A 12,107-nucleotide genomic window follows, 5' to 3' on the forward strand; every position below is an offset into this window, starting at 1 on the left:
ACTGCTATCCATTAATAGGATAAGAGCAACAGGCTGTAGTTATTTCACCCATTAATACGCCGATGGCGCCTTCACACCAATCGTTGCAACTAACTTATACCTTCTCCAACCCTGAAAATAACCAACCGAATATAGATCTGCTTTCGATTTGCCCTCTGTCAGCCCCATAAAAATAGCATTGCACCCATTCCCAAGGCAGACTTATCATTAGCAGCCAGAATGAGCCCACTGTATAAATGAGAGATTTTCCCATGGATAACGATAAAGATCTGGCCGCCCTCAAGCAGGAGTTGACAACAATCCACAAAGAGATGGAAGTGGCACTGTCGGCGGATAAACGCTCTGTTCTTGATGGTATTGTCGATCAACTCACAGGCAAAAACACCGCATCGAAAGTGGATGTCAACTTACTGGAAGAGCTTGAGCAACAAGCGGCATCATTAACGACTGAACACCCCCGGTTAGCCGCTGTACTGCGAGAGATTGCAGATCAATTAGGTAAATTGGGTATTTAAAAAATTGACTGTTCTGCAAATTGGTTTACCGAAAACAGTAACGCCAATTTGCCAGAACACCCCGCTCCTAGCATTTAAACCTGCGGCGGCTGGTTTTGAATCAGATCATGTGCCTTCAGACGGCGCAAATCGATGACTACGGTTTCAGCAATTTTGTCCTGAATAGCCATTCGATTAGCATCCCAAAATACCTGGCAGAATCCGAGCAACCCCGTCGCCAACCCGGCACCATAGCCTCCGTAGCGGCCAAAGGCATCCCACCAGGTTAGTCGGTTGCCATCCAAGCGAACTACGCGTATTCCCAATAACTGCTTGCCAAGCGTCTGCCCCTGCCAATAAGCAGTGAACAACGTGAAATAGATGGCAGCAAAACCAAAGCTCAAGCCAAGGTCTGCGGCAATCCCTTTAATCCAGCCGATCAAACTGTACTGGGGCGCTGTTACTACCGAAAGGTCATCATCAGCCACTGGAGCAGCAGCAATCGGCGTTGCGATCGCGGTTGGGGTAGTTTCGTCCCCGGCCTCCATATGGAGCTCCGTCACGATGCTAGCAATAACATCCTTAGGGACCTCCGCCTCATTCAGCAACTCGGTTATGGCTCGACTTCGTTCATCGGTTGTAGCTCCGGCTACGGCCATGTCGGAATCCAGCTTTTGAATTACCGGCAGCCAGCAGGTTACTGGTGATTCACCACATTCACCCTGTTTTTGATCCAATAGGGCTTTACTCACCGAAGGGAAATATTCCAGAAGCTCACTCAAATTGTAAGTGGCTGAGACCTGATATTGCTCATCACCGGAGCCAGTAATGCTGGGCGCATTGCCCCTTGGCATGATCTCAGCGTGGTAATTGGGTGCAACTATTATTGGGTAGAGACCACCAAGCAAAAGCAGCATGGCCATGAAAACGAGCGTGGCCGCCCGCCAGACAGAGTTACGGCGGGTTCTGAGGATAAAGGCACTACGCAGACAGAGTAATATGGCAAAGGTTAGCATGATACCCGCCCCCATTTTTGCCAATAGCGCGATAAATAGCAGATCCAAACTCATAGCGGCGAGGCGTTTCCGAGGCCTGGCAATAGGTTGGCCCAGTAAGTCAGCATCCAGGACGAACGCCAAACGAGTAACGTAATCCTTGGTATCCCTTATTTTTGAATGCCCCATAGCGCTTCTTCCATCAGCCTTAACCATGCTATTCTGCCTGACGATTTGGCCAACCACTTCCTCATTGTAACTTCAGTTGAATTTCAAACTGCAGGTGTGTGTGGCACAGAAACAATGTAGATCGGGCAAATAGTGATAACGACTCTTGAGCACCATAATTCCCTGATGAATGTCACCACGGCTCAACAGCACAGGTATTAACTGTTCAATAGTCCACTACAACCCTGCTAAGACTCCTATGTTATTAATATTTTCGATAAACGCCATCATCGTTGCCATCGCCGTGGTTATCCACTATGAGGTATTGAGGGTATTAACGACACATTTACCTAGGCTGCCTGTTCGACCACGCATGCGCGTGGCCTACGGCGTTTTAGGCAGTATGCTGGCTCATTTGGCCGAGGTATGGGTATTCGCGATTGCCTATTACCTACTGATCAAAACAGGATCTTTTGGTCAACTTGAAGGAAACTTCGATGGCAGCCTTCGGGATTGTGCCTATTTCTCTATCACCGCTTACAGCTCTTTAGGCACGGGCGATATTGCCCCGATGGGATTAATTCGCTTTGTTGCAGGCATGGAAGCTCTGTGCGGCTTGGTGCTGATTACTTGGTCCGCTTCCTTTATGTTTATCGAGATGCAGCGTTACTGGTCAATTGGTAGTGGCAATCGACCACCCTAGCCCACACATGCTGACCTCGTATATTAAACCGTTGCCCCAGCCAGACTCATTGCCTCCTTACTGAGTTCAGTAATTTTGGCCCACTCCTGTGCTTCGACAGCGGCCTTTGGAATCATCCAAGAGCCCCCCACGCAAATCACGTTGTTTCTTGCCAGAAGTTCTGTGGCGTTCTTCTCGTTCACGCCCCCAGTCGGACAAAATTTGGTCTCGGGAAAAGGGCCTGAGAATGCGGACAGCAAAGCTGGGGCGTTGATCGCCATGGCCGGGAAAAGTTTAAAGGTTTCAAACCCAGCCTCAATGCCCATCATCAACTCGGAAGCCGTGGCAATACCCGGAAGAAAAGGCAATTTGGTCTGGGCCGCGTACTCTATCAGCTTGGGTGTGATGCCTGGGGAAACGGCAAAATCGGCCCCGCAATCGAGCGCACGTTTAAATAGCTCAACGCTGGTGATCGTACCGACACCAACTTTCACTGGTAGCCGCTCAGCCATTACCGCCGCTATCGACTCCCAGGCACAGTCGGTGCGAAGGGTGATCTCCACTGAGGCGATGCCACCAGCCAGCATGGCTTCAGTCATTTTAAGAGTTGTATTAACGCTGTAGGGAGTAACCACAGGGATGACCGCGAGCTGTTTAAGTTGTGCTTGGAATGCATTCATAGTCGAAAATTAAGTTAGTAAACAGTTTTTGGCCGTCACTTATCAAAAAGAAAAGTGCTGCCACCCAAGTCGGCGGTACTCACCGAGCGACGTAAATTGCCAAATAGCTTTCTTCCCAAAGAGAGAGATTCTGTAGGCGCTACCGCTGAATCCCTTGCCCCTAACGCCTCTTCACTAAGCTGTACCTGTAACAGCCCTGCGCCGGCATCCAATGTAATGATATCGCCGGTTTGCAGGCGGCTGATGGGGCCACCATAACTGGCTTCGGGAGATAAATGGATAGCAGCCGGTACCTTACCCGAGGCGCCTGACATGCGCCCGTCAGTCACCAGGGCGACCTTGAAGCCTTTGTCCTGCAACACCCCAAGCAGAGGCGTCATCTTGTGGAGCTCAGGCATACCATTCGCTGCTGGCCCCTGAAAACGGACTACCGCAACAAAATCCTGTTCTAGCTCCCCCCGATTGAAGGCCTCCTTCAGTTCCTCTTGTGACTCGAAAACAATACAAGGAGCCTCCAGCTGCCAGTGTTCTCGAGCAACCGCAGAGATCTTTATCACCGCCTGGCCCAGATTGCCGGTTAACAACCGTAAACCGCCATTGGCTGAGAATGGCTGGGTGATGGGCGCTAGAACGGAGTGATCCCGGGATTCCCTAACCGGCTGGCTCCAAGCCATCTCGCCAGAGTTGGAAATTTCAGGCTCTCGCTCATAGGCATCTAACCCCGCTCCGACAATATTGCGTACATCCTCATGTAAAAGCCCGGCGCTGCGCAATTGGCCAAACAAATAAGCCATGCCGCCGGCATGGTGAAAATGGTTGATATCAGCCTGGCCATTGGGATAGATACGGGCCAATAGCGGCACTACCGAAGAGAGTTCATCCATGTCCTGCCAAGTAAGTTGTATCCCGGCAGCCTCTGCAATCGCAACCAAATGTAAAGTGTGGTTGGTTGAGCCACCGGTTGCCAGAAGACCAACCACCGCGTTGACGAGCGACTTTTCTGTAACGGTTTCGCACAGCGGCACAGGGCCTGAGGCCGATTGAATATTACTGATCAGTTGCTTAACAGCCATCTCGGTAAGACGTGGCCGCAGCGGGTCATCGGGGTTTACAAAGGAGGCCCCGGGCAGGTGCAGACCAAGAAATTCCATCATCAACTGGTTGGTGTTGGCAGTACCGTAAAAGGTACAGGTACCCGGGCTATGATATGAGGCAGACTCCACCGCCAACAATTGGGCATCGTTTATCTCCCCTGCCGCATATTTCTGGCGTTGCGCCGCCTTCTCCTTGTTGGAAATTCCGGAGGGCATAGGACCAGCAGGAATAAACATCCCAGGCAGATGGCCAAACGACAATGCACCAATCAGCAAACCAGGGACGATTTTGTCGCATACCCCTAGGAAAAGGTTGCCATCGAACATATTGTGGCTTAAGCCGACCGCCGTTGCCATGGCAACCACATCGCGACTGAACAGGCTCAGCTCCATACCCGGCTGCCCCTGAGTGACGCCATCACACATTGCTGGTACACCACCGGCAACCTGAGCCGTCGCACCCAGAGAATGTGCCACCGTTTTGATCTGATCGGGGTAATCTTTGTAGGGCTGATGCGCTGACAACATATCGTTGTAAGCGGTGATAATACCGAGATTGGGGGCGCTATCGGCAGCAATCAGTGATTTGTCCTGGGTGTTGCAGGCAGCAAAGGCGTGCGCCAAATTGCCGCAAGATAACTGCTTTCGTGGTGGGTGATCACGCCTGGTTGCGTGCATTAGCTGAAGGTACGCCTCACGCGCCTGTCGGCTTCGCTCAGTTATGCGATCAGTTACCCGCTTAACCGTTGCGTTTAGCTCGCTCAAGAATCTCTCCTATATAGCTCTAATTACCGGCATATTTAACCAATGAGTGTGGCACATTGGGCACAAACAAGTGCTCTGCTGCCCTCATCGGCTTCGGGCATAAACAAGTTACCGCGCTATTGTTAGGCCGCTGCGCTATGGTTAAGCCGCTGCGCTATGGCTAAGCCGCTGCGCTATAAAAGACTGACAGCGGCACAAGATCTTGATGAATAAAATAGCTGATCGGCAAATTAGGATTGATCGACTCAACAGCCCGGTCAAAGACCGCTCGCTTTTGTTCGCCCACAAAATGGAGCGCAAGAGATCGGGTATTCAACAGGCGCTTACGAGTTTGAGTCAGGCGCAATGGTTTAACGGTGACCGGATTGGTTAACAGCACATTGCTCTGGGTATTGATGTTAAGTGCCTGATCGCGCTCAATAGCCTCGGGGAATATTGAAGCTGTATGGCCATCGCCGCCCATGCCCAGAATCACTAAATCGTAGGTATCACTCAGCACTCGGTGATTGATAAAACGTTGCTGGCAGTTCAGGGCGGATTCGCCCTGTATGTATAAAGGAACAAAATTGGCTTCGGACGCCAGATTTTGCAACAACTGCTCTTTCACCATTTTGGCATTGCTGTCTGGGTGTACATCCAATACACAGCGCTCGTCCGCCAGAGTGATATAAACACTACCCCAATCGAGATCCTGTTCGGAGAGGTTGTGTAAAAAAGCTTTCGGGGTAGAGCCACCAGAAAGCACCAGGCTGGCAGTTTCCCGCTCGGCAAGGGCAGTTTTCAGAACCTGAACTACATACTCAGTAAGCTGCAGATCCAGCTCGTTAACAGTTTCATAGTCGTGGATTGTCAGAGTCATGGTTGCAAATCGCTCCATTCTCGTTCGTCTTGTGCCATCATCACAGCCGCATCAACCGGCCCTTGGGAACCGGCCGCGTAGGGTTTGGCTTTGATACCGTACTGCTGCCACTGTTCGATGATTTGGTCAATCCAGCACCACGAGGCCTCAACCTCTTCGGCGCTGACAAAAAGCGTCTGATCACCAGAGATAACCTCCAGCATCAACCGGGCGTAGGCGTCATAACTATTTTTTTGGCTCGACTCCGGCACTGTCAGATTAAGCTCCACCTCTTCCAGGGTTAGCTCCTCCAGGCCCGGCTGTTTCCTCAAAAAATGTAGGGTTATACCCTCTTTTGGCTGCAGTTGAATACGCAGCTGATTTGGGCTCATGGCCCGCCCTTTACCAAATATCACATGCCTGGGAGGTTTGAACTGAACCAGTATCTCAGACGCCCGAGTGTGCATTCGTTTGCCAGTACGCAAATAAAAAGGTACACCGGCCCAACGCCAGTTATCGATTTCGGCCCGAATAGCCACATAGGTTTCGATATTGGACTTTTTATCAGGTTCGCCCTCACCAAAAACCTCATCGCTGTAGCCAGGCACCACCTTACCGCCCATCGAGCCCTCAGTGTACTGGCCACGTACTGTACAATGTTTGACCGTGTCGTCGGTGATCGGTTTTAAGCTCTTAAGCACCTTTAGCTTTTCGGCCCGAATCATAAAAGGATCCCGGTTGGCGGGAGGCTCCATGGCCAACAAACAGACCACTTGTAACAAGTGGTTTTGTACCATGTCCCGCAACGCACCTATCTCTTCATAGAACTCTTTGCGCCCTTCTACGCCCACACGCTCGGCTACCGTGATCTGCACGTGGTCGATATAACTTGCCCCCCAAATCGCTTCGAACATGACATTAGCAAAACGCAAGGCCAGCAGGTTTTGTACCGACTCTTTGCCAAGGTAGTGATCTATGCGATATATCTGTGACTCCGAAAAGCTATCCCGCATTTGGGCATTGACACTGCGAAAGCTTTCCAGATCCGATCCTAATGGTTTTTCCACGACCAGGCGTGTGCTCGGCACAGAGAGACCGGCTTCCTTCAATGCCTTACAGGCACCACCAAAAACTTTGGGCGGAACGGCTAGATAAACGATTAAATTTGCACAGGAATCGCCCAGAGAGGTCTTGTAGTGCCCTAAAGTGGCGGGATCATTGGCGTCGCCTCGAAGTACATCGATACGCTCCCGAAAACGATCCCAAACCTCATCACAAAACCCATCTAATACACTCAAGCCCGGCAACATCTTGGCAAATAGCGCCTCACGATCACCAGAAGTGCGGGACAACCCAGTAATGCTGGAGACGGCTTGTAGGTGGCCAGCCACCTCAAGGGCAAACAGAGCTGGATAAAGCTTGCGCAATGCCAGATCGCCATCGCCACCAATGATGAGTATGTTGTGGGCCATATCGCTCCCGCGTATCGTTAGGAATGGATGATCAATAGGTAGCCGCTATCAGACCTAGGGGTTTTAATTTGCCAGGGAACCAATTGGGCTTTGAACGCCTTTTTGCAACGCCTGGCCAGACGCATGAAAGGTGAACGGCCGGGGTCGGCAATGATGATATAACCTACACCGGCAGCAACTGCTCGTTCAATCAGATTGAATAGTGGGTCAACCAAATCGTCCCAAAAACAGATATCACCACCGGCCATAAAATCCTGCTTGGCCAGGAGAGCTGGCTTGATATCCTCATAACGACAGGTTTTTGTGGCCACAGAGACATCATTCATGGCGGCGTGGACCCTAAGATAGGGGAACACCCACTCGTCAGCATCGACTCCGGTAACCTTCGCTTTAAAGGTCTTGGCGGCGTAGATGCCCAGCATACCCCAGCCACAGCCGATGTCTAGTACTCGGCTACCTTTCTCAATGGGCTCATATTGCAGATAGTCCATGATCAAAAAACTGGAAGACCAAACCTTATAACCGTGAATACTAGGCTCGGGCAGAGCGTCGCGCAATTTGGCAAGTGTCGGGCTATTTTTTTTGAAAACGTACAAACCATGGACTTTTTTTATTTCAGACAAAGATACATCTCCGTTACTATATCGCGATACTGCTGACTACTGTGGTTCACATCAATTGCAATTTGAAAATGATGAATCCACCATTGATGAGCGCATGATTGATCACCCATGACTGGTTACTCAATAACAGCGGATCATCTCCAGCCACTAATCACTGGTGTTGTATAAAACCAAGTTCGCTTGGCGGCTTATTAATGCATAGATTAACCAAAAGGTTAAGCAAGGCTCCATCCAACACTCTGTATATAATTCAATCTGCGGAGATATTAATCCTAAGCGAATGAATAGGAATGTAAACCGCCAAGATCAGAGTTAATCAATAATTAACATTGGCAACGCAATACAAACCTTCCTTCAATTTAAGTTATAGATGACAACGAAACCTACCCTAAGCAATGAATAATCCAGCTCTACACCTACTAACCTCGCTATTTGGATACAGCCACTTTCGCGGTCAACAAGCAGAGATTGTTGACCACACCATAGCCGGTGGCGATAGCCTGGTAATCATGCCAACGGGTGGGGGCAAGTCACTCTGCTACCAGATACCGGCATTAATCCGGCCCGGCATTGGCCTGGTTGTTTCCCCGTTAATCGCTTTAATGCAGGACCAGGTTTTAACACTGCAACAGTTGGGCGTCCGTGCGGCCTATATAAACTCAACACTGGAGCCGCATGAAAAACGTACCCTGTTCCAGTCGATACAAGCGCAACAGATAGACATAATCTACCTGGCGCCAGAACGGCTTATGCAAAGCGCGACGCTGGAGTGGCTGCAATCCCTACCAATCTCCCTTATCGCTATCGATGAGGCCCATTGCGTTTCTCAGTGGGGCCACGACTTTCGCGTTGACTATCTGGCACTGGGCCAGTTGGCGGAGCGCTTTAGTCATGTACCCCGAATTGCCTTAACCGCCACTGCCACCGAAGAGACCCAGCAGGAAATAATCGAGCGGTTGGCACTGAAACATCCGAAGCGGTTTTTATCCAGTTTTGACCGCCCTAATATTCACTACAGCGTACAGCCCCGCAAAAATGGCCGTAACCAGCTACTTAAATTTTTGACTGGGCGGCGCGACGAATCCGGGATTGTCTATTGCTTGTCGCGCAAAAAAGTAGAAGAGACCGCACAGTGGTTACAGCAGCAGGGCTTCAATTCGCTGCCCTATCACGCCGGGCTGGATAAACAAACTAGAGAGCAAAATTTAAGCCGGTTTCTGCGGGAGGAGGCCATCATCATGGTGGCGACCATTGCCTTCGGTATGGGTATTGATAAACCCGATGTACGCTTTGTCGCCCACATGGACCTCCCCAAAAGTATGGAAGCCTACTACCAGGAAACCGGGCGTGCCGGTCGCGATGGCGAACCCGCCGATGCCTGGATGGTCTATGGACTCAACGACGTCATTCAGTTGCAACAGATGGTCGACCAGTCGCAGGCAAGCGACGAGCGCAAACACTTTGAGCGGGCAAAACTGAATGCCCTACTCGGCTGGTGTGAAGAGACCCACTGTCGGCGTCAATCCTTGCTAGCCTATTTTGGTGAAGAGGCAGCAGAACCCTGTCGTAACTGCGACACCTGTACCACCCCGCCGCCGCGCTGGGATGCCACCACACCCGCACAAAAACTACTCAGCTGCATCTACAAAACGGGGCAGAGGTTCGGTGCGGGTTATGTGTTAGAGGTGCTGCTGGGTAAAGCCAATGAGCGGGTCGTCAACAACGGCCACGACCAGCTATCCACCTTCGGTATTGGTAAAGATCACTCCGAAGCCCAATGGCGCTCAATCTTACGGCAATTGATAGTCCGCCGGTTCGTCACAGTCGATGCTGAACGCTACGGGGCACTGGCAATAACCGATTTAGCTCGCCCCCTACTTCGCTCCGAGCAGCAACTTTGGTTAAGACGAGACTTGGAAGAGCAAGAAACCAAGCAGAAGAAGGGCCGTCGCCAGCTGTCGGTGAGTGAAGAAGATCGCGCTCTGTGGGATAAATTACGAGAGTGTCGCGCTCAGTTAGCCCAGGAACTGGGCCTGCCAGCCTATCAGATCTTCCACGACGCAACGTTGATGGAGATGATGACCGACAAACCACAAAACCGCCATCAAATGATGCAGATCAATGGCGTTGGAGAGAAGAAGTACGACGCCTTCGGTGAGCAGTTTTTGAGCGTTATAGAGGCGTTTACCTAACCCCCTTCTCCATGCCCCCAGTCAACGCGCAACAGGCCCAAGTACCTGGGTAGCACCTACCACCACCACTTCATACTCCGCCGATTCGCGAGTAAAATTGTCCTTTTTATGGTCAGATAGAAGATCCCGTGGGCAATCACCTTATCCCTGGCAACCTACGATTAGGAATCGCTAACGCCAGCTGAGCGATCAACCACCATGCCTAATATTGCCCACTTTCAGCCAACTGTAGCGCTCAATCAATAATGCCAGCATTCAAGCGAAGGAAGATTTGTAGCCCGCCTGCTCCAACCAACCCATGGCTGGCAATGATTGCATTGCTCTGCTCATCCGCCTGCACAGCCTTCGATTTGGGAACAATACACTTCATCAACGAGCAGCCAGGTTTTCGTATTGAGATGGACAACCGCAATCTTCGCAAAATTCTAGAGAACGAACTCAACACCGCACAGAGCCAAAACCGTCAACTCGCCCTTTACAATTCACCCAGTAAAATTGCCACTCTCGAAAAACAGCTGCTAATTAAACGACTGCGTGCTGAAGGTTACTACGACCCTGATGTTCGCTCCATTGCCAATGAAGATATCATCATCCACCAGGTCGAACCCGGCCCACTGTTCGTAATCAGTAAAATTGATTACAAGTTACCGGAATCCACACCACAAGATCTAGATCTGCTTATTCACGTTGGCGACCCTTTAAAGGCGCAGTCGGTCTTGGATGCTCAAAAGCGGCTTATTACTTTTCTGGAAAACAGTGGCTGTTACCATGAAATTAAAGTGGACTACAACGTCGCTGTACTGCATCAAAACCACTCGGCAGAAATCGCCTTTATAATCAAAGATAGCCCCAATACCGTATTCGGCAAAATAGAGATACTTGGGCTGGAAGATATTAAAGAAGATTACCTATTAAAAAGGCTAGGCATCAAGCCAGGTTCCTGTTTTAAACGTAAGGCACTCAACGAAGCTCGTTTAACACTGTTAAAAACTAATTTACTGGCCAGCGTCGATGTGCTCGAACACCCCCTAACGGATACCGGTGTCGATATCGACATACTGGTAAAGGAGCGCAAACACCGAAGTATCTCCTTGGGTGCAGGCTATCGTTCAGAGGAAGGGTTGGGGTTAACTGCGGGATGGCAACACAGAAATTTGATGTCGCGGGCACAGGAAGCCGATATCAACCTCTACTTCGCTCAAACCAGACAGGCCTTGAGCGGTAAGCTCACTATTCCCAACTATGGCAAGCCTGACCAAAACCTTACATTTTTTTCTGAGTATGAGGTTGAAGATACCGATGCCTATGAATCGCAATCGGCCAGCTTGGGAACCATACTTTCGCGGCCAATCACTCACTCTATACGCACCGATATTGGCCTGCAGATCGATTTTTCCAAGGTAGTCACAGAGCAGGTCGATGAAGATTACGCTCTATTATCCCTTCCCCTTCGCCTGGAGTACGACCGCCGAAACTCTCCTCTCGACCCACGTCGAGGCTGGGTGACCGCGGTCGGCACGCAACCATTTTGGAATCTTTACAATACTGAGACACGTTTTCTAAAGTCCTATATTGCCGCTAGCGCCTACTACACCTTCAGTAATGCCCATTGGCAGCCAACCATAGCACTACGGACTGCACTGGGCGTTATTAACGGAGCGGGCCGCGATGACATACCCGCTAACGAACGCTTTTATGTCGGTGGTGGCGGCTCTGTACGCGGCTACAAGTACCAAACTTTAGGTCCTTTGGAAGACGGTGAGCCACAAGGTGGGCTCTCTTACGAAGAGTATTCAGCAGAGTGCCGTTTGCACTTTGGCAGCCAATGGGGCGCAGTTGCTTTTATAGACGGCGGTTTTGCCTACGCCGAAAGCATTCCCAGTGTTGGCGAAGACATTTTATGGAGCAGCGGATTTGGTGTTCGCTACTACACAAGCTTTGCTCCCATTCGATTTGATATCGCCTTCCCACTCGACAAAAGAGCGGCCGATGACGATTATCAAATCTACATAAGCATAGGGCAGGCCTTCTGAATGCGGAGACTGAGCGCCTTTTTAGCGCCCGCAAGGCACTTGATAATCTGGTGCCTATCCCACCTCTTACT

General features: G+C 50.6%; 10 protein-coding genes. 4 read left to right on the forward strand and 6 right to left on the reverse strand.

Annotated features, from left to right (window positions below):
* Positions 1-251: 251 nt before the first annotated feature.
* On the forward strand, positions 252-515 hold the full coding sequence (locus tag SBL51_RS03215) for a DUF4404 family protein (protein ID WP_317929135.1): 264 nt from the start codon (positions 252-254) through the stop codon (positions 513-515).
* A gap of 74 nt (positions 516-589) precedes the next feature.
* Here the strand turns inward: SBL51_RS03215 and SBL51_RS03220 are convergent, their stop codons facing one another.
* Positions 590-1,705, reverse strand: coding sequence for an RDD family protein (locus tag SBL51_RS03220; protein ID WP_317929137.1), 1,116 nt, complete (start codon positions 1,703-1,705; stop codon positions 590-592).
* A 211-nt stretch (positions 1,706-1,916) separates the two neighbouring features.
* On the opposite strand from SBL51_RS03220, the gene SBL51_RS03225 reads away from it, so the two are divergent.
* Positions 1,917-2,360 (forward strand): ion channel, encoded by a 444-nt coding sequence (locus SBL51_RS03225; protein WP_317929139.1) that lies wholly within the window; start codon positions 1,917-1,919, stop codon positions 2,358-2,360.
* A gap of 23 nt (positions 2,361-2,383) precedes the next feature.
* Here the strand turns inward: SBL51_RS03225 and eda are convergent, their stop codons facing one another.
* The 5 genes from eda to SBL51_RS03250 form a co-directional block, all read right to left on the reverse strand.
* Positions 2,384-3,019 (reverse strand): bifunctional 4-hydroxy-2-oxoglutarate aldolase/2-dehydro-3-deoxy-phosphogluconate aldolase, encoded by a 636-nt coding sequence (gene eda / locus SBL51_RS03230; RefSeq protein ID WP_317929141.1) that lies wholly within the window; start codon positions 3,017-3,019, stop codon positions 2,384-2,386.
* A gap of 35 nt (positions 3,020-3,054) precedes the next feature.
* On the reverse strand, positions 3,055-4,878 hold the full coding sequence (gene edd / locus SBL51_RS03235) for a phosphogluconate dehydratase (RefSeq protein ID WP_317929142.1): 1,824 nt from the start codon (positions 4,876-4,878) through the stop codon (positions 3,055-3,057).
* A 160-nt stretch (positions 4,879-5,038) separates the two neighbouring features.
* Positions 5,039-5,737 carry a 6-phosphogluconolactonase gene (pgl, locus tag SBL51_RS03240; protein ID WP_317929144.1) on the reverse strand — a complete coding sequence of 233 codons (699 nt, stop codon included), beginning with the start codon at positions 5,735-5,737 and terminating at the stop codon, positions 5,039-5,041.
* The gene (gene zwf, locus SBL51_RS03245) at positions 5,734-7,188 is read right to left on the reverse strand and encodes a glucose-6-phosphate dehydrogenase (protein WP_317929146.1); all 1,455 of its coding nucleotides are present in this window, start codon (positions 7,186-7,188) and stop codon (positions 5,734-5,736) included. The genes pgl and zwf overlap by 4 nt, the downstream gene beginning before the upstream one ends.
* A gap of 17 nt (positions 7,189-7,205) precedes the next feature.
* Positions 7,206-7,811: a class I SAM-dependent methyltransferase gene (locus SBL51_RS03250; protein ID WP_317929147.1), complete on the reverse strand. Its 606-nt coding sequence runs from the start codon at positions 7,809-7,811 to the stop codon at positions 7,206-7,208.
* A gap of 395 nt (positions 7,812-8,206) precedes the next feature.
* Between SBL51_RS03250 and recQ the strand changes: the two genes are divergently transcribed.
* Entirely contained in the window at positions 8,207-10,003 is a 1,797-nt protein-coding gene (gene recQ / locus SBL51_RS03255) for a DNA helicase RecQ (RefSeq protein ID WP_317929148.1), read from the forward strand.
* 308 nt (positions 10,004-10,311) lie between these two features.
* Complete coding sequence (locus SBL51_RS03260; RefSeq protein WP_317929150.1) at positions 10,312-12,036, forward strand: autotransporter assembly complex protein TamA; 1,725 nt, start codon at positions 10,312-10,314, stop codon at positions 12,034-12,036.
* The last annotated feature ends 71 nt before the right edge of the window (positions 12,037-12,107 follow it).

Source organism: Halioxenophilus sp. WMMB6, from assembly GCF_033283405.1.
GTDB lineage: Bacteria > Pseudomonadota > Gammaproteobacteria > Pseudomonadales > Cellvibrionaceae > Halioxenophilus.